The sequence below is a fragment of the Rhodopseudomonas infernalis genome (genome assembly GCF_022271405.1).
GTDB classification, from domain to species: Bacteria; Pseudomonadota; Alphaproteobacteria; order Rhizobiales; family Xanthobacteraceae; genus Rhodopseudomonas; species Rhodopseudomonas infernalis.
In genome coordinates, this window is the sequence record NZ_JAJNAL010000033.1 from 38,622 (window position 1) to 56,714 (window position 18,093).

Annotated in this window: 18 protein-coding genes; 14 read left to right on the plus strand and 4 right to left on the minus strand. The window is 66.3% G+C overall.

What is annotated here, in order from left to right; translation table 11 throughout:
• The first annotated feature begins 2 nt into the window (after window positions 1-2).
• From LPW26_RS19420 to flbD, 11 genes are all read left to right on the plus strand, one after another.
• A complete protein-coding gene (locus tag LPW26_RS19420) occupies window positions 3-536 on the plus strand; it encodes an NADH-quinone oxidoreductase subunit B family protein (protein ID WP_238737249.1) in 534 nt (177 codons plus the stop codon).
• 232 nt (window positions 537-768) lie between these two features.
• Window positions 769-2,736, plus strand: coding sequence for an autotransporter outer membrane beta-barrel domain-containing protein (locus LPW26_RS19425; protein ID WP_238737250.1), 1,968 nt, complete (start codon window positions 769-771; stop codon window positions 2,734-2,736).
• Window positions 2,737-2,950: 214 nt separating this feature from the next.
• Window positions 2,951-3,301: a hypothetical protein gene (locus LPW26_RS19430; protein ID WP_238737251.1), complete on the plus strand. Its 351-nt coding sequence runs from the start codon at window positions 2,951-2,953 to the stop codon at window positions 3,299-3,301.
• 241 nt (window positions 3,302-3,542) lie between these two features.
• Entirely contained in the window at window positions 3,543-6,278 is a 2,736-nt protein-coding gene (locus tag LPW26_RS19435; protein ID WP_406677940.1) for a cation-transporting P-type ATPase, read from the plus strand.
• A 43-nt stretch (window positions 6,279-6,321) separates the two neighbouring features.
• A complete protein-coding gene (locus LPW26_RS19440) occupies window positions 6,322-7,221 on the plus strand; it encodes a universal stress protein (protein WP_238737254.1) in 900 nt (299 codons plus the stop codon).
• A 338-nt stretch (window positions 7,222-7,559) separates the two neighbouring features.
• The gene (gene sciP / locus LPW26_RS19445) at window positions 7,560-7,835 is read left to right on the plus strand and encodes a CtrA inhibitor SciP (protein WP_002714638.1); all 276 of its coding nucleotides are present in this window, start codon (window positions 7,560-7,562) and stop codon (window positions 7,833-7,835) included.
• Window positions 7,836-8,009: 174 nt separating this feature from the next.
• Window positions 8,010-9,611, plus strand: a complete 1,602-nt coding sequence (gene fliF, locus LPW26_RS19450) for a flagellar basal-body MS-ring/collar protein FliF (RefSeq protein WP_238737255.1) — start codon at window positions 8,010-8,012, stop codon at window positions 9,609-9,611.
• A 6-nt stretch (window positions 9,612-9,617) separates the two neighbouring features.
• A complete protein-coding gene (gene fliG / locus LPW26_RS19455) occupies window positions 9,618-10,706 on the plus strand; it encodes a flagellar motor switch protein FliG (protein WP_238737256.1) in 1,089 nt (362 codons plus the stop codon).
• Window positions 10,706-11,320, plus strand: coding sequence for a FliH/SctL family protein (locus tag LPW26_RS19460; protein WP_238737257.1), 615 nt, complete (start codon window positions 10,706-10,708; stop codon window positions 11,318-11,320). The genes fliG and LPW26_RS19460 overlap by 1 nt, the downstream gene beginning before the upstream one ends.
• Window positions 11,321-11,342: 22 nt before the next feature.
• Complete coding sequence (fliN, locus tag LPW26_RS19465) at window positions 11,343-11,684, plus strand: flagellar motor switch protein FliN (RefSeq protein WP_238737258.1); 342 nt, start codon at window positions 11,343-11,345, stop codon at window positions 11,682-11,684.
• Window positions 11,685-11,733: 49 nt separating this feature from the next.
• Window positions 11,734-13,113 carry a sigma-54-dependent transcriptional regulator FlbD gene (gene flbD / locus LPW26_RS19470; RefSeq protein WP_238737259.1) on the plus strand — a complete coding sequence of 460 codons (1,380 nt, stop codon included), beginning with the start codon at window positions 11,734-11,736 and terminating at the stop codon, window positions 13,111-13,113.
• Between the two features lie 112 nt (window positions 13,114-13,225).
• On the opposite strand, the gene LPW26_RS19475 is transcribed toward flbD, so the two are convergent.
• The 3 genes from LPW26_RS19475 to LPW26_RS19485 all read right to left on the minus strand — a co-directional run bounded on the left by LPW26_RS19475 (window position 13,226) and on the right by LPW26_RS19485 (window position 14,061).
• Window positions 13,226-13,381 (minus strand): hypothetical protein, encoded by a 156-nt coding sequence (locus LPW26_RS19475; protein ID WP_238737260.1) that lies wholly within the window; start codon window positions 13,379-13,381, stop codon window positions 13,226-13,228.
• Window positions 13,382-13,473: 92 nt separating this feature from the next.
• The gene (locus tag LPW26_RS19480) at window positions 13,474-13,749 is read right to left on the minus strand and encodes a DUF1488 family protein (protein ID WP_238737261.1); all 276 of its coding nucleotides are present in this window, start codon (window positions 13,747-13,749) and stop codon (window positions 13,474-13,476) included.
• Between the two features lie 42 nt (window positions 13,750-13,791).
• Window positions 13,792-14,061 carry a hypothetical protein gene (locus tag LPW26_RS19485; RefSeq protein WP_238737262.1) on the minus strand — a complete coding sequence of 90 codons (270 nt, stop codon included), beginning with the start codon at window positions 14,059-14,061 and terminating at the stop codon, window positions 13,792-13,794.
• Window positions 14,062-14,282: 221 nt separating this feature from the next.
• Here LPW26_RS19485 and LPW26_RS19490 point away from each other — a divergent pair, with 221 nt between their 5' ends.
• The gene (locus LPW26_RS19490) at window positions 14,283-15,134 is read left to right on the plus strand and encodes a transglutaminase-like domain-containing protein (RefSeq protein ID WP_238737263.1); all 852 of its coding nucleotides are present in this window, start codon (window positions 14,283-14,285) and stop codon (window positions 15,132-15,134) included.
• Window positions 15,135-15,191: 57 nt separating this feature from the next.
• Window positions 15,192-16,301, plus strand: coding sequence for an ATP-dependent DNA helicase (locus LPW26_RS19495; protein ID WP_238737265.1), 1,110 nt, complete (start codon window positions 15,192-15,194; stop codon window positions 16,299-16,301).
• Between the two features lie 220 nt (window positions 16,302-16,521).
• Here LPW26_RS19495 and LPW26_RS19500 read toward each other — a convergent pair whose 3' ends face one another.
• Entirely contained in the window at window positions 16,522-17,217 is a 696-nt protein-coding gene (locus LPW26_RS19500) for a class I SAM-dependent methyltransferase (protein WP_238737267.1), read from the minus strand.
• 272 nt (window positions 17,218-17,489) lie between these two features.
• On the opposite strand from LPW26_RS19500, the gene LPW26_RS19505 reads away from it, so the two are divergent.
• A complete protein-coding gene (locus LPW26_RS19505; RefSeq protein WP_238737268.1) occupies window positions 17,490-18,017 on the plus strand; it encodes a Dps family protein in 528 nt (175 codons plus the stop codon).
• The last annotated feature ends 76 nt before the right edge of the window (window positions 18,018-18,093 follow it).

Below are 18,093 nucleotides of genomic sequence, written 5' to 3' on the forward strand. Positions count from 1 at the left end.
CGATGCGCAAGCTGCTGTTCGAAAGCCTGTTCGCAAGATCTCTGACGGAGGTCGCGCCCGCGCCGGATGATGCGGCGGCCGCCGAACTCGCCGCGCTGGTCGGCACCCGCGCGCGCCGTGCGCTCGGCCGCAGCCTTGCGATCCGCGAGGTCGATGCCGGCTCGTGCAACGGCTGCGAGCTGGAAATCCACGCGCTGAGCAACGCGTATTACGACGCCGAGCGGTTCGGCCTGCGCTTCGTCGCGTCGCCGCGCCATGCCGACGTGCTGATGGTCACCGGGCCGGTGACGTATAATATGCGTGAGGCGCTGCGTCTGACTTACGACGCCGTGCCCGGACCCAAATGGGTGGTCGCGGTCGGCGACTGCGCGAAAGACGGCGGCTGCTTTGCCGGCAGCTACGCGGTCGTCGGCGGCGTCTCCGCGGTGATCCCGGTCGATTTGCACATTCCCGGCTGTCCGCCGCCGCCGCTGCAGATCCTGCGCGGCCTGCTGGCGCTTCTCGATCGCGTCGCCACAGGCGAGACCTCGCGTTGACATAGGCCGATACCGCAGATCGCGATCATCGTCGTGACGGGCTCAGCACCACGACTAATGAGTCGTGCATTTCGTATTTCTATCAGTTGCTGCTCCCATTCGATCACCTCACCGATAGTCATCAGCGGGGAAGGGGTGATTCGTGATATTTGGTATTTCAAGGGGTGGCGCGGGTGATCGTGCGCCGATTTCAGTCTCGCGCATTCGCGCTGCATTCCTGACAAGCGCCGTCATGACGGTAATGTTCGGCGCCTCGCTCGCTCCCGCGCAGGCGCAGTTCGCGCGATTGTACGGCTTCGGCGATAGCTATGCCGATACCGGCGCGGCGCCCGGCGGTGCGTATCGACTCATCGGCCTGTACGGCACCGGCACCATCAATGTCCCGTTTCCGCCCTATACGCTGGTCCCATCAGACTTCTGGCCCTGTCCCAGCCCGACCTATACGAGCTGCCGCTTCACCGGCAGCACCAATTTCGTCGACTCGCTGCAATCGATCTACGGACTGCCGGGACTGACGAACTTCTCGATCGGCGGCGCCCGCACCAATAACACCAATACGATGCCGTTTCTGTCGAGCAGCTACGGGCTGCCGTACGAGCTGCAACAGTTCGCCGCCAGCGGCATCCGCCTCACCGAGCGCGACCTGATTGCGCTGTCGATCGGCGGCAACGACCTGTCGGGCATCAATGTCGGCACCGGCGATGTCGCCTCGCAGACGGCCATCATCGTGTCGAGCGCGCTGCAGTCGGCCGCCAACGCGGTCGGCGGCGTGCAGCAATTGGTGGCGGCCGGCGCGCGTAACATCGCCTGGCTCGGCACCGGCAGCTCGAAGTGGTTTCCAGAGGCGACGCTCGGCTCGCAGGGGACGACGATCGGCCATTTCAATTTCAGCGCGCCGCAGCGCGACGCCTGGGCCGACACCTATTATCAGCAGACGCAGCTGATGCTGGCGCCGATGGCGCAGGCCGGTGTGCGCATCTTCCTGTTCAATTTCGGCATCCTGCAGCAGCGCGTCGCCGAAAATCCGGCGCTGTACGGTTTCGCCGGCGTGCCCGCGGGCTTCACCGGCTGCGAGGCCGGGCTTGGCACCGGCTCGACACCAACCACTGTCGCGGTGAATGTCGCGGGCTGCTTCTATGAAAATTCCGTGCATCCGACCGGCGCCGCGATGGCGCTGATCGCCAGCTACATGGCCAACCAGATCGACGCGCCGACCACGGTGACGCCGCAGGCCGGCATCGCGACGAGCCTGCTCGGCAGCTTCTCGAATTCGGTGTTCGATCGCCTCGACGCTGGCCGGCGTTTTCAGCCTTCCGGCCCCAATGCCGCCATGGCGGCGATGCCCACCAAGGCCGTGACGCTCGCGGACCCGGCGGATCGCTGGTCGGTCTACGGCGCCGCAAGCTATGCGGGCGGTAGCCGCGACCGGCAGTTCTACGCCACTGGCTACGATTACGACGCGGCGGGCGGATATCTTGGGCTGGAATATCGGCTCAACGCCAATTGGCGGGTGGGCGGCGTGTTCGGCTATTCGCAGCCGGACGTGAAGCTTGCGGTGCAGGACGCGCGCAACCGCATCGATGCGTTCCAGTTCGCCGGCTACAGCTCCTACACTGACGCGCACTGGTTCGCCGATGGTCTGGTGGCTTACGGCCGGCAGGATTTCACGCTCGAACGTCGCGGCATCATCGACATCATCCGCGCCAACACCAACGCCGACGTGGTCACCGTCGCGGCGCGCGGCGGCTATCTGTTCGATGTCGGCCAGCTGCGCGTCGGTCCGATCGCGGGGCTGAACTATACCAGCGCCACGATCCGGGGCTACACCGAAGCCGGCGACGTGCTGCTGACGATGGCGGTCGATCGTCAGACGCTCGATACGCTGACCGGCGATGCCGGCGTGCAATTCCGCTATCCGCTGCAATTCGGCAACGGCCTCTATGCGCCGTTCCTGAACCTCACCGCCGCGCACGACTTCCTCGGCTCCAGCCACACCATCACCACCACGCTGGTGTCGGCGCCGCTGTTGCCGATCCTGACGCCGGTGTCGGCCGATGGCGGCACTTATGGCCGGGTCGCGGCGGGCGTCTCGGCGCTGGTTGCCAGCAACGTCACCGCGACGCTGACCGGCACCAGCAGCTTTGCCCGCAAGGGTGGCAACGACGCCGGCGTCACCGGCGCCGTCAAGCTGGCGTTCTGAGCGGGCGGACTGCGCGCACTGCGGGGCGCTTCCGCAGCGCGCGTCATGCCGTCGCACCTTGCGACGAGCGGCCGCAGTTCCGCGTGCGCTTCCCTTGCGCGAAGTCAATGATACGATCCGGTCCGCGTCTAGCCTCGCCAAGCTCGGCAAGTTGCCATGCGACCGGAGAGACATGCGGCTCGATCGAAACAGCGTTGATCCGACACGACCCGCTTTGCGCCTCTGGCTCCAATCGGCGCCGTGGCTCAAATCGGCAACGTGGCTCAAAGCGGCACTATGTCTGTGCGCGCTGGCGATGATCGTGCTCGGCACCGCGCCGGCCGCGTTCGCGGCTTCCGATGCGCCGCGTCACCAGCTCGAATTCGTCAAGACGCCGCCGGCGGTGCCGGCCCCGAACGTCAGCGACGAGCCTGAAATCACCACCACCGACAGCGCCCAGGCGCTGACGCCAAGCTCGACCCGCAGCATCGCCTGCGATCAGTCGACCCGCATGGGGCTGCCGCTCGTCGTGGCGATGCTCGATCGCAGCGAGCCACCGCAGCTGCGCCCGCCGATCGGCGCGTAGCAGCCGCCGGATTCCTTCCGCGTTCGTGACTGACGCTCCGCACGCCGTCTCGTGACGGCGCGAGGCTTCGTGCCTCGCCGTGCCGACGCGCGACGCCGCCGCTTCCGGCTTCTCCCATCATCCCGTCTGGCGCGAGGCCCGCAGCTGCGGCTGCGCCCCGACGTCATCGCCGAGCGCGCCGCGCGATCATCTCGTGCAACGCCGATCTTTCAACTCCGACATCCCGGACACACGCATGACCATGCCGATGGAAGCCACGATCAAGGGCCCGAACGATCAGGCCTCGGAGGAGATGTGGCACGCGATCGATGCCGACCGCGTGTTGGCGGCTCTGGAGACGAGCCGCGGCGGGCTCGGCAGCGCAGAGGCCGCGAAGCGCCTCGCGACGGTGGGGCCGAATGCACTGCCGGAGCCGCCGCGCCGCTCGGCCGTGCTGCGTTTCCTGGCGCAGTTCAACAACACGCTGATCTACTTCCTGCTTGCCGCCGCGGTCGCCGCGGCGGTGCTGGGCCATCGCATCGACGCTGCCGTGATCGTCGCGGTGGTGACGATCAACGCCGTCGTCGGCTATTTGCAGGAGGACAAGGCCGAGAAGGCGCTGGTGGCGATCAAGAAGATGATCTCGCCGCGCGCCCATGCCTGGCGCGACGGCCACCGCGTCGCCATCCCCGCCGCCGAACTCGTGCCCGGCGACGTGGTGATGATCGAGGCCGGCGATCGCGTCCCGGCCGATCTGCGGCTGACCCGCGCCCGCGGCCTGCTGATCGACGAGGCGATGCTGACCGGCGAGTCGGTGGCATCCGAGAAACATGATCAGCCTGCCGCGCCCGAGGCGCCGCTCGGCGACCGGCTGTGCATGGCGTTCTCCGGCACGCTGGTGTCGGCCGGGCAGGGCTTCGGCGTCGTCGTCGCGACCGGCGAACGCACCGAGATCGGCCGCATCTCGACACTGATCCAGGGCGTCGAACAACTCACCACGCCGTTGCTCGGCCAGATCAACCGGTTCGGCGAGCGCTTCACCTGGGTGGCGATCTCCGCCGCCGCGCTGATCTTCGCCTTCGCCACGCTGGTGCGCGGCTATGAGTGGAGCGAAGCGCTGATCGCCGTGGTGGCGCTCGCGGTCGGCGTCGTTCCCGAGGGGCTGCCGGCGGTCATCACCATCACGCTGGCGATCGGCGTGCAGCGGATGGCGCGGCGCAACGCCATCATCCGCAGCCTGCCGGCGGTGGAGACGCTCGGCGCCACCTCGGTGATCTGCTCCGACAAGACCGGCACGCTGACCCGCAACGAGATGACGGCACGGCGCATCGTCACCGCAGAGCACACCATCCTGGTCGCCGGCTCGGGCTACGTCCCGAAGGGCGAGCTGACCGTCGATGGTCGCGACGATCCCGCTGCCGTCGCCGCGGCGCTGCAGCTGATCCGATCGGGCCTGCTCTGCAACGACGCGCAGCTTCGCGAGGCCAACGGTCACTACGTGGTCGACGGCGATCCGATGGAAGGCGCGCTGGTCGCGCTGGCGATCAAGGCCGGGCTCGATCCGGCGCAGGAGCGCGGCGCGTGGAAGCGCTCCGACGAAATTCCGTTCGACGCGCAGCATCGCTTCATGGCGACGCGTCATGCCGCCGCGTCCGGCGGGCAGGTGATCTTCGTCAAGGGCGCGCCCGAGCGCTTGCTCGCGATGTGCGCGTCGCAGATCAGCCACGACGGCCTCGCGCCGCTCGATCAGGAATTCTGGACCGAGCAGATCGCGCGTGCGGCCGCGGAAGGCGAGCGCGTGCTCGGCTTCGCGGTGCGCTCGCCGGCGCGTGTCAGCGACCAGCTCGGCTTTGCCGATCTCGACGAGGGCCTCGCCTTCATGGGGCTGGTCGGCTTCATCGATCCGCCGCGCGACGAGGTGATCCAGGCGATCGCCGAATGCCGCTCGGCCGGCATCGTGGTCAAGATGATCACGGGCGATCACGCCGCCACAGCGGCCGCGATCGCCCGCCAGCTCGCGCTCACCGAGAGCCCGGACGTCGTCACAGGCGCCGATCTCGACGCCATTGCGGATGCGGATTTCACCAGCGTCGTCATGCGCTCGGACGTGTTCGCCCGCACCAATCCCGAGCACAAGCTGCGTATCGTCCGGGCGCTGCAGTCGACCGGTGCGGTGGTGGCGATGACCGGCGACGGCGTCAACGACGCCCCGGCGCTGAAGCAGGCCGATGTCGGCATCGCGATGGGCCACAAGGGCACCGAGACCGCCAAGGAAGCCTCCGAGGTCGTGCTGCTCGACGACAATTTCGTCTCGATCGTCGCCGCCGTGCAGGAGGGCCGCACCGTCTACGACAACATCCGCAAGGTGATCGCCTGGACGATCCCCACCAATGGCGGCGAGGTGCTCACCGTCATCATGGCGATCCTGATCGGCTTCACCATGCCGATGACGCCGGTGCAGATCCTGTGGATCAATCTGATCCTCACCGTCACGCTCGGCCTGGTGCTGGCGTTCGAGCCGCCGGAGCCTGGCGTCATGAAGCGGCCGCCGCGCCCGGCGAATGCGCCGCTGCTGTCGCGCTTCCTGGTCTGGCGCATCTTCTTCGTGTCGTTCCTGTTCACCGTCGGAGCGCTGGGGATCTTCTTCTACGCGCTCGGCAGCGGGCTGTCCGTCGAGACGGCCCGCACCATGGTTGTCAATGTGCTGGTGGTGTTCGAGATCTTCTATCTGTTCAACGTCCGCTATCTGCACACGTCGTCGATCTCGCTGCGCGGCGCGCTCGGCACGCCGGCGGTGCTGGCGGCGCTGATCGTGGTGATCGCAGCGCAGCTCGCCTTCACCTACGCGCCGGTGATGCAGGCCCTGTTCGACACCACGCCGCTGTCGCTGCTCGAAGGCGCGGTGATCATCGTGGCCGGCGTGGTGATGATGGCGGTGCTCGAATTGGAGAAGCTGGTGATGCGGCGTGTCGGCCTGCTGCGCCGGCTCGAGCCCTAGCGCACGCGATCTCTCGACATCCAGGAATCAACAGGAGGTGCAGATGGACCAGGTGCCGTCCGAGATCATGAGGCCCGATATGAAGGTCGTGCTCGTCGCCACGGATTTCTCCGCCCGCTCGGATCGCGCGGTGCGCCGCGCTGCCGCGATCGCGCGAGACACGGGCGCGCGTCTGGTACTGACCCATGTGGTCGACGACGATCAGCCCGAGCGCATCGTCGCGGCGGAGTGCGACCTCGCCGAGACCGCGCTGGTCGATGCGATCCGCGAGCACGCGTATCTGGCCGGCCTGCAATGCAGCCCACTCGTGGTGTGCGGCACGCCGTTCGCCGGCATCGTGCAGGCGGCCGAGCAGCAGGGCGCCGATCTCTGCGTGATCGGCAGTCACCGCCGCGCGTTCCTGAAAGACATCTTCGTCGGCACCACGGCCGAGCGGGTGATCCGCAACAGTCCGGTGCCGGTGCTGATGGCCAATATCGATCCGGCGCTGCGCTACGCCCATTGCCTGGCGCCGGTCGATCTGTCGGACTGCTCTTTGCAGGCGCTGAAAACAGGACGGCGGCTCGGCCTGCTGGTCAACCTGCGCATGGTCATCCTGCACGTCTATGATGCGGCGGCCATCGGGATGCTGAGCTACGCAGGCGTCGACAAGGGCAATGTCGAAGACTACCTCGCCGATGCGCGTGTCGAGGCGGTGCGCGAACTGATGCACTTTCTCGAGCCGCTCGATCTCGGCGATGTCGACTACTCGACCATCGTCCGCGAAGGCATCGCGCAGGCCGCGATCGTCGACGTTGCCGCCGAACTGCGGCCGGATCTGGTGGTGATCGGCACCCACGGCCGCCGAGGCGCAGTGCGGCTGCTGCTCGGCAGCGTCACCGAAGAAGTCCTGCGCCGGCTCAATCGCGACATTCTCGTCGTGCCGGCGCGCGACGCCGCGTAGCAGCGTCCGTCGTCGATAACCCGCATTCCGGAGGCGGCGCCGCCTCTGTTGTTGACGGTTGCGTGCACAGCGGGCCCGATCACGCTCGATCACATCGGTTCACCAGGTGTCTTGGCGTGACAGCCGCGCTCCTCATCGTCCCGGCCCGCGCCTTGTCGAAAAGGCGGAAATTCCGCCGGCACAGGCGCTTTCGCGGCCGCCGGCGTGCCGGCTACCAATGCTTACGACTTTACTAACACCGCGCATCACATTGCTGCATGCGGCTTAGCCAAATTTTAAGTCGGCCCACGTACGTTCATCACACAGTATGTTGAGTGCTTGAGAGTTGTGAGTAAGCCATGACAGAACCCCACCGCCCGCGGGTTAAATACGTCATCGGGCCCGATGGAAGTCCGTTAACGATTGCGGATTTGCCTGCCCCGGGGACGAAGCGCTGGGTGATCCGCCGCAAGGCCGAAGTGGTCGCCGCCGTTCGAGGTGGTCTTCTCTCCCTCGAAGAGGCCTGCAGCCGCTATACTTTGACCGTGGACGAGTTCCTGTCCTGGCAGTTCTCGATCGACCAGCATGGGCTGGCCGGGCTGCGAACCACCCGAATCCAGCAATATCGCCAGTAACCTTCGTTACCGGGAGCTTAACGAATTTCGGAAAGCCGGCGCCTTTACGGGAAGCCGGCTTTCGTCATGTCTGAAGCAATTTCCGTCTCGTTAAGATTTATTAACCTTCTGGAAACCATCCCATAGGCAAGATTTGCCTAGTCGGCCTTTCGCGCCGAATCCAAGGGGCTGGTCTTGCAGAACGTGTTGGGTTTCCTGAAAGGGTTGGGTGCCGCCCGGCTGATGGCGATGATCGCCGTCACGGTGGCGCTGCTCGGCTTCTTTGCTTTTGTCATCATGCGGGTGTCCCAGCCGCAGATGACCACCCTTTATACGGACCTCAGCAACGAAGACGCCTCCAGCATCATCAAGGAGCTGGAGCGGCAGGCAATCCCGTTCGAAATGCGCAACGAAGGCTCCACCCTGATGGTGCCGAAGGACAAGGTCACCCGGCTGCGCATGAAGCTGGCCGAAGGCGGCCTGCCGAAGGGCGGCGGCGTCGGCTACGAGATCTTCGACAAGTCGGATGCGCTCGGCACCACCAGCTTCGTGCAGAACATCAATCATCTGCGCGCGCTGGAAGGCGAATTGTCGCGGACGATTCGCGCGATCGATCGCGTTCAGGCGGCGCGGGTGCATTTGGTGCTGCCGGAGCGGCCGCTGTTCTCGCGCGAAGCGCCGGAGCCGTCGGCCTCGATCGTGCTGCGGGTACGCGGCGCGCTGGAGCCGCAGCAGGTCCGCGCGATCCGCCATTTGGCCGCCTCGGCGGTCAATGGCCTCAAGCCGCAGCGGGTGTCGATCGTCGACGAGGGCGGGCAACTGCTCGCCGATGGCTCGGCCACCGCCAATGCGGCCGACAGCTCCGCTGGCGACGAGCGCCGCAGCGCTTTCGAAAAGCGGATGCGCAACGAGGTCGAGGGCATCGTGTCGTCGGTGGTCGGCTCGGGCCGCGCCCGCGTCCAGGTCACCGCCGACTTCGACTACAACAAGATCACCCAGACCTCCGACAAGTTCGACCCCGAAGGCCGGGTGCTGCGCTCCAGCCAGACTCGCGAAGAGCAGTCGCAAACCCAGGCCAATGACGGCCAGGTGACCGTCAACAATGAGCTGCCCGGCAATCAGGGCGCGGGCGCCGCCGGTCCGCGCGACCAGAGCAAGAAGTCGGAAGAGACCAACAATTACGAGATTTCGCGCATCACCAAGACCGAAGTCACCGAGGCCGGCCGCGTCAACCGGCTGTCGGTCGCCGTGCTGGTCGATGGCAGCTACACCAAGAACGACAAGGGCGAGCTGGTCTACGCCGAGCGCAGCAAGGAGCAGCTCGACCGCATCGCCGCGCTGGTCCGCTCGGCGATCGGCTTCGATCAGAAGCGTGGCGACCAGGTCGAGGTCGTCAATCTGAAATTCGCCGAAGCCCCGCTGGTCGAGAAGCTGCCGGAGCCGGCCGGCCTGCTCGGCATGCTTCAATTCACCAAGGACGACATCATGAACATGATTCAGCTCGCTGTATTGTTCGTGCTCGGCCTGGTGGTGTTGTTCATGGTGATCCGGCCGCTGGTCAAGCGGGTGCTGGCGGCCGAAACGGCGCCGGAAGCCGGCGTGCCGGCGCTGACCGACGGCACCCTGCCGCAGATCGGCTCCGACGGGCAGCCGGTCGCGCAGCCGAACATGATCGACATCGCCCAGGTGCAGGGCCAGGTCCACGCCCAATCCGTCCACCGCGTCGGCGAACTGGCCGAGCGCAATCCCAACGAAACCGCCGCCATTGTTCGCCAATGGCTGGCAGAGCCCGCCTAATCAGCCATGGCCGAAACTCCCGCCCTCACCGCCGGCTCGGAAGACATCGCCAGTGTCGTTGCGACGCTTGCGCAGCGTCAGAGCGGCCGCCCGGCGTCGAAGCCGTTGCCCGGCCCGAAGCGCGCGGCGATCCTCATGCTGGCGCTCGGCGAGCAATATGGCGGCAAGATCTGGAGCATGCTCGACGACGACGAGGTGCGCGAGCTGTCCGCCGTGATGTCGACGCTCGGCACCATCGAGCCGGAAGTCGTCGAGGATCTGCTGCTCGAATTCGTGTCGCGGATGTCCGCCTCCGGCGCGCTGATGGGCAATTACGATGCCACCGAGCGGCTGCTGCAGCGCTATCTGCCGGCCGATCGGGTGAGCGGCATCATGGAAGAGATCCGCGGCCCCGCCGGCCGCAACATGTGGGAGAAGCTCTCCAACGTTCAGGAGGAGGTGCTCGCCAACTATCTGAAGAACGAATATCCGCAGACCACAGCGGTGGTGCTGTCCAAGCTCAAGCCCGAACACGCCGCCAAGGTGCTGGCGATCCTGCCCGACGACATGGCGCTCGACGTCATCAACCGCATGCTGCGGATGGAGTCGGTGCAGAAGGAAGTGGTCGAGAGCCTCGAGCGCACGCTGCGCTCCGAATTCATGTCGAACCTGTCGCAGACCCGCCGCCGCGACGCCCACGAGGTGATGGCGGAGATCTTCAACAATTTCGACCGTCAGACCGAGACCCGCTTCATCACCTCGCTGGAAGACGACAATCGCGAAGCCGCCGAGCGCATCAAGGCGCTGATGTTCACCTTCGACGATCTGGTCAAGCTCGACGCCGGCTCGGCGCAGACGCTGATGCGCAACATCGACCGCGACAAGCTGGCGATCGCGCTCAAGAGCGCCAACGAAGACGTTCGCGGCTTCTTCCTCGGCAACATGTCGTCACGCGCCGGCAAGATGCTGCTCGACGACATGGGCGCGCTCGGGCCGGTGCGGCTGCGCGACGTCGACGAGGCGCAGGCGCTGCTCGTCAATCTCGCCAAGGACCTCGCCGCCAAGGGCGAGATCGTGCTCACCAAGAACCGCGCCGACGACGAGTTGGTGTACTGATGGCCGCCGCCCAGAAATTCCTGTTCGACAATGATTTCGGCGCCCCCGATAAGGCACGCGAAAAGGCCGCGGCCGCCGCCGAGTTGCAGCAGGCTGTCGCCGCCGCCGAGCAGCGCGGCTATCAGTCCGGCTTCGCCCAGGCGCAGCGCGAGATGCAGCTCGAGGCCGAGCGCCGCAGCGCGATGGCGCTGGAGCAGATCGGACAGGCGATGCAGCTGATCGCGGCCGGCATCGGCAGCGTCGAAGGCAGGATGGAGACCGAGGCGGTCGAGGTCGCTATGGCGGTGGCGCGCAAACTGTGCGCCGAGCTGGTCGCCGCCGAACCGCTCGCGGAAATCACCGCGCTGGTCGGCGAATGCTTCCGGCATCTGGTCTCGACGCCGCATCTGGTCGTGCGGATCAGCGACGGCCTCTACGAAGCCGCGCGCGAACGCATCGAACTGCTCGCCAAGCAGAGCGGCTTTGCCGGCCGGCTGGTGCTGCTGTCGGATCCGGAGATCATCAGCGGCGACTGCAAGGTCGAATGGGCCGACGGCGGCATGGTGTTGGAGCGCGCCGCGATCGAAGCGAAAATCAACGAACTGGTCGGGCGCTACATGGCGTCTCGCAAGTAGCCAACGGATCTGAGGATTTCACATGGGCGATAATGACCTGCCGCTTCCGGACCTGAACGGCGCAGACGCGCCGCCGCTGGCGGATGTCGGCTACAACGAGGAAGAGCAGACCTCGCGCGTCGCCGCCGATCTCGAAGCGGTCTTCGACGTCCCGGTGCAGGTCTCGGCCGTGCTCGGCCGCTCCAAGATGGATGTCGGCGAGCTGCTCAAGCTCGGGCCCGGTGCGGTGCTGGAGCTCGACCGCCGCGTCGGTGAGGCGATCGACATCTACGTCAACAATCGGCTGGTGGCGCGCGGCGAAGTGGTGCTGGTCGAGGACAAGCTCGGCGTGACCATGACGGAAATCATCAAGGCGGACAACTAATCGCAGCCGTTCGGCGGCGCGGCAGACTTAAGGATCACAGGAGCAAACCATGCGGCTTCTCATCGTTGGCACCCTCAAGGGCCAGCTCACCACCGCAACCAAGATCGCGATCGACAACGGCGCCGCGGTCACCCACGCCTCCGACCACGAGCAGGCGATGGCGGTGCTGCGCGGCGGCAAGGGCGCCGACCTGCTGCTGGTCGACGTCGCGCTCGACATCCGCGATCTGGTGATGCGGCTCGAGGCCGAGCACATCGCTGTGCCGATCGTCGCCTGCGGCATCGCCAGCGACGCCCGGGCCGCGGTGGCGGCGATCCATGCCGGCGCCAAGGAGTACATCCCGCTGCCGCCCGATCCGGAGCTGATCGCCGCGGTGCTGGCGGCGGTCGCCAACGATTCCCGCGAGCTGGTGTATCGCGACGAGGCGATGGCCAAGGTGGTCAAGCTGGCGCAGCAGATCGCCGGCTCGGAAGCCTCGGTGATGATCACCGGCGAGAGCGGCACCGGCAAGGAAGTGCTGGCGCGCTACGTCCACACCCGCTCGCACCGCGCCAAGAAGCCGTTCATCAGCATCAATTGCGCGGCGATCCCGGAGCATCTTCTGGAGTCCGAACTGTTCGGCCACGAGAAGGGCGCCTTCACCGGCGCGGTGGCGCGGCGTATCGGCAAGTTCGAAGAGGCGACCGGCGGCACGTTGCTGCTCGACGAAATCTCCGAGATGGACGTGCGGCTGCAGTCGAAGCTGCTGCGCGCCATTCAGGAGCGGGTGATCGACCGCGTCGGCGGCAGCCGCCCAGTGCCGGTCGATATCCGCATCATCGCCACCTCGAACCGCAACCTGCAAGAGGCGGTCCGCGCCGGCACCTTCCGCGAGGATCTCTTATTCCGGCTCAACGTCGTCAATCTGAAGATCCCGCCGCTGCGCGAGCGCCCCGCCGACATTCTCGAGCTGGCGCAGCACTTCGCCAAGAAATACGCCGACGCCAACGGCGTGCCGCTGCGGCCGATCTCGGCCGATGCGCGCCGCGTGCTGACCGCCAATCGCTGGCAGGGCAACGTCCGCGAACTGGAGAACACCATTCACCGCGCCGTCCTGATGGCGCAGGGCGACGAGATCGGCGCCGACGCGATCCTGACCCCGGATGGCGACCGCCTCGATCAGACCAAGACGCCGCCGGCCGTGGCGCACGCCACGTTCGCGGCCGAGCAGGTCACCCGCGCGCTGGTCGGCCGCACCGTCGCCGACGTCGAGCGTGACCTCATCCTCGAGACGCTGAAGCACTGCCTCGGCAACCGCACCCACGCCGCCAACATCCTCGGCATCTCGATCCGCACGCTGCGCAACAAGCTCAACGAATATGCCGATGGCGGCCTCCCCATCACCCCCGCCGGCGCCGGCGAACCGCGCGCATTCGTGTCGATGGGATAATGCTCATCAAGTAAGGTGGGCAAAGGCGCGAAGCGCCGTGCCCACGCGTGCTGCGCACAATGCATCGTCCGCGTGGGCACGCTTCGCTTTGCCCACCCTACGACGTCATCGCTCATGAATATTTCGGCGCGTCCGGATTGCGGAAGATCTTGATCGGGGCGCCCGGCTCGAGCTTCGGCGCAGTCAGCACCGCATAGGCGTACAGCGCCAGATAGGCGCAGGCGAGCGCGCCGATCGCATACAACAGCCAGGTCGCCACACGTCGCATTCGCCGATCCTCCTTCGCGACAGATGGCGAAGGTCCGGAAAATGTCAAACGCGGATCACACTGCGGCGTAAAACGTCAGCGCACGCTTCGCGTCAGCGGAAGTCGATGCTGCGCAGAATGATCCCCGCGGGCCTGCCTTCCAGCTCCGCATTGGCGAATTTGCGCTCGGCGCGGCTCTCGATGCTGGCGCGCAGCCGCATGAACTGCTGCTCGCGTTGCGCCGGCGCCGTGCGCTTGGCGCCGTCGAGAAAATCCATCGCATCCGAACTGATCGCGCACGGCACTTCGCTGTGACCATCGATCATCGAAAACAGCACGACCGAGCGGTCCTCGTCGTAGCCGCGGAAGCTGCCGCTGGTGAACGTCATGGTGGATCATCCTCGTGTTTGGCCGTCCGCGCGGAGCGCAGGTTAGGACCGGCTGGTGCCGCTGTCGGCTTGTCGCGCGTCGCTGACGGCGTCGGGGTCGATCGCGATCATCTCGACCGCGCTGTGATGCGGCGGCGCGCACGGCACGGTGATCATTGTGGCGACGCGGCGGAACACCGGAAACGACAAGCCTTCGATCAGTTCCTCGTCGGTGACGAGATCGTAAGCGCCGGCCGGGAGCTCGCGGTCGAGGCCGCGCAGTCGAAACGGATGAGCGAAGACGATGGTCTCGCGGCGTGTGCGTGTGGTCATGGACGCTCCTTCTGGCCGCTGCGTCCTTGCGTCGGCGGCTTCGTTTCGCGCCCCACGATTGTGGTTGATGCTGCGCCCTTTCGCCCGCGATAGCCATCGAATTCGTCGGCTACGCGCCGCTTGCGACGCAATGACTTGCTTTTTGGCTCTCGATCGCCATTTAAAGGGGACAGCTGGCGATCACTCCCGTTCTTGCCACGCCCTTTGCGGAGACCACCCCCATGAAACTCCGCGTCGGTTACGAGATGATCTACGACTTCGCGCAGCCGACGCCGATGATCGTGGTACTCGGAACCCATTTCAGTCGCGCGTCCGACGTCATCGTTCCGGATTTCCTCACCGTCGATCCGCCGGTGCAGATCAACCCGTATCGCGACATGTTCGGCAATTGGTGCAGCCGCATGGTGGCGCCGGCCGGCCGCGTGCGGCTGGCGGCGGACGGCATCGTCCGCGATCTCGGCGTGCCCGATCCGGTGGTGCCGTCGGCGATCCAGCATCCGATCGAGGATCTGCCGGCCGACACCATCGTGTACTTGCTGGGCAGCCGCTATTGCGAAACCGATCTGTTGTCCGACACCGCCTGGAAGATGTTCGAGCGCACGACGCCGGGCTGGCCGCGCGTGCAGGCGATCTGCGATTTCGTCCACAACCACATCAAGTTCGATTATCAGCACGCGCGCGCGACCCGCACCGCGCATGAAGCGTTCGACGAGGGCCGCGGCGTCTGCCGCGACTACGCGCATCTGGCGATCGCGCTGTGCCGCTGCATGAACATTCCGGCGCGCTATTGCACCGGCTATCTGGGCGACGTCGGCACGCCGAAGCCATGGGCAGCCGGCGATTTCGCCGGCTGGTTCGAAGCCTTCATCGGCGGCCACTGGTACACCTTCGATCCGCGCAACAACGTGCCGCGGATCGCGCGTGTGCTGATCGCGCAGGGCCGCGACGCGGCCGATGTGCCGCTGACCCAGACCTTCGGCCCCAACACGCTGGTCAGCTTCAAGGTCTGGACCGACGCGATCGACGAAAGCGCCGATGCGGCACCGGCTTGCGCTGAGCGCGCGACGCGCTAGCTTGCCGGAATCGAATCGCCGCGGGTGAGCCCGCGGCGTGTCCGCCCGCGAGATCGCATGACCACCTTCACCCCAGTTCAGGACGCGGCGCTGAAAGCCGTGGGCGATTGGCTGAAAGCCAGGCCCGGCCGTAACGGGACGCCGCTGGTGTTCCGGCTGTTCGGCTATGCCGGCACCGGCAAGACCACGCTGGCGCGCGAGATCGCCGAGGGCGTGTCCGGCGAGGTGAAGTTCGCCGCCTTCACCGGCAAGGCCGCGCTCGTGATGCGCAACAAGGGCTGCGACGACGCCCAGACCATCCATTCGCTGATCTATCGCACCAAGGAGAGCGGCGTCGAACAGCCGAGCTTCGAATTGTGGGATGATGCGCCCGCGTCGAAGGCCAAGCTGATCGTGATCGACGAATGCTCGATGGTCGACGAGGAACTCGGCCGCGACCTGATGTCGTTCGATTGCCCGCTGCTGGTGCTCGGCGATCCGGCGCAGTTGCCGCCGATCCAGGGCGGCGGCTTCTTCACCAATGCCGAGCCCGACGTGATGCTCACCGAGGTGCATCGCCAGGCGCAGGACGATCCGATCGTGCGGCTGTCGATGGACGTGCGCGAGGGCAGGAGCCTCGAACGCGGTCGCTACGGCGAGACCGAGGTGGTGACCCGCGACCAGCTCGATCCGCAGCGGGTGATGGACGCCGACCAGGTGCTGGTCGGCCGCAACAACACCCGCCGCGCCTACAACGCCCGCTTCCGCCAGCGGCTCAACATCGAAGACCCGTTCCCGGTCGGTGGCGACAAGCTGGTGTGCCTGCGCAACAACCGCAAGAAGGCGCTGTTCAACGGCGGCCTGTGGCGGGTCAAATCGCGCTCGCCGATCAAGACCAAGATCATCACCATGCGGGTGACGCCCGACGAGGATTTCGGCGGCCGTCTCACCAAGGTCTCGGTGCGCCAGGAATGCTTCGCCGGCGGCATCGAGGATATCAGCTGGGATCAGCGCAAGCCCTATGACGAGTTCGACTACGGCTACGTGCTCACCGTGCACAAGAGCCAGGGCTCGCAATGGGACGACGTCGTGCTGTTCGACGAAAGCTTCGCGTTCCAGGACAGCCGCGCCCGCTGGCTCTACACCGGCATCACCCGCGCGGCGAAGCGGCTGAGCGTGGTGGTGTAGCGCGAGGCCGTGCCCGCGTCGCTCTCACCCCAACCCTCTCCCGCAAGCGGGAGAGGGGGCTCGCCGTGCCTGGGGTAAGGCCTTTGTTCTTGAGCGGCGCTTGTTGCGCACGACGTTGCCGCTTGCACTGCGCGCTCCCTCTCCCGCTTGCGGGAGAGGGCTGGGGTGAGGGTGCCCCAGGCAGTGTGCCTGCGTAAACAACTTCTAACGGTGCTTGGGGCTACGCCGCCCGCTTCGCCACGAACGTCATCCGCCACGGATTGTGGCCGACATTCGTATCCGCACGGATCGCCGAAAAGCCCGCGGTGGTGAGTTTGGCGAGCATCTCGGCTTCGCTGTAGCGCTGCAGGCCGATCTTGGTGCGGAGCTGGCGGTAGTCCGACAGCGCGGTCCGGGCCAGGCCCCACAGCGCGTCGGTGAGGAAGCCATGGCGCGCGGCCATCTTCAGCAGCGCGGCGACATCGCGGCCCATCCCGACCTTCGGATCGAGGATGTCGCCGAGCACCAGCTTGCCGGAGCGCTTCAGCAGGCGGCGGACCAGACCCAGCGCGCGGTCCAGCTCGTCCGGCTTCATGTACTGCGCTACCGAGTTCATCACCACGAGGTCGATCGAGCCGTCCGGCAGCGCCGGCAATTCGTCGAGTGCCCGGACCTTGATGTTCGGATGATGCGCGAAGCGCGCGCTCAGTCGGCCGCGCACGCCCGGGGCCGGTTCGGCCAGGATCAGCGTGCCGCAAGCCGCCGCAACCTTGGCGGCCGATAGCGCTTCGCCGCAGGAGTAATCGAGCACCGTCGCATCCGGCGCAGGAACATAACCGATGATGTCGGTTGCGATTTCGTCGAAATGCACGTCCCGATGCAGCTTGCTGACGTAGATCGTGTGGGTCGAGTCGTAATAGTCGATCCAGTCGTCCATCAGGCCTCGCAAAGCACCGCAAGCATTCCGCCCGGCGCACACTGCGGCGCCGGCGCCACATCCTCGAGGATGGCAGACGCCGTCCCGATTTTGTTCCCTCCCGGGAACGCGTCGGATGTCGGCGCGTTGACAGGGGTCTAGAGCGTTTGCCGACCGAGGGAAACAAAAACCGCAGATTTCGGCAAGACGGCGGAATTTCCGGCCGTCATGCTCGGTCCCGACGGCCGCAAGCCTCCGACCCCCGCATTTCGTATCAGCATAGGATCACGCCCGTGACCAAAGCCAAATCCGCTTCCGTCGCCTCCGACCTCGACACCCCCACCGACCTGCCGCAGGAGGCGGTCGACAAGATCTCCGCCGCGCTGAACACGCTGCTGGCGGACGCCTTCGCACTGTATCTGAAGACCAAGAATTTCCACTGGCACATCAGCGGCCGCCACTTCCGCGACTACCATCTGATGCTGGACGAGCAGTCCGACCAGATCTTCGCCACCACCGACGCGCTGGCGGAGCGCGTCCGCAAGGTCGGCGGTGTCACGCTGAAGTCGATCGGCCACATCGCCAAGCTGCAGACCATCCAGGACAACAACGAGGACTACGTGCCCCCGCGCGAGATGCTGCGCGAGCTGATGAACGACAACAAGAAGATGGCCGCGGCGATGCGCAAGGCGCACGAAATCGTCGACGACTGCAAGGACGCCGCCAGCGCCGGCCTGCTCGAGAACTTCATCGACGACACCGAAAAGCGCACCTGGTTCCTGTTCGAAGCCAGCCGCGTCGAAGGCAAGAACGAAGAGTAAGCCGAAACCCCAACCGCGCACACAGCGCGCTCCCTCTCCCGCTTGCGGGAGAGGGTTGGGGTGAGGGCGACTCGAG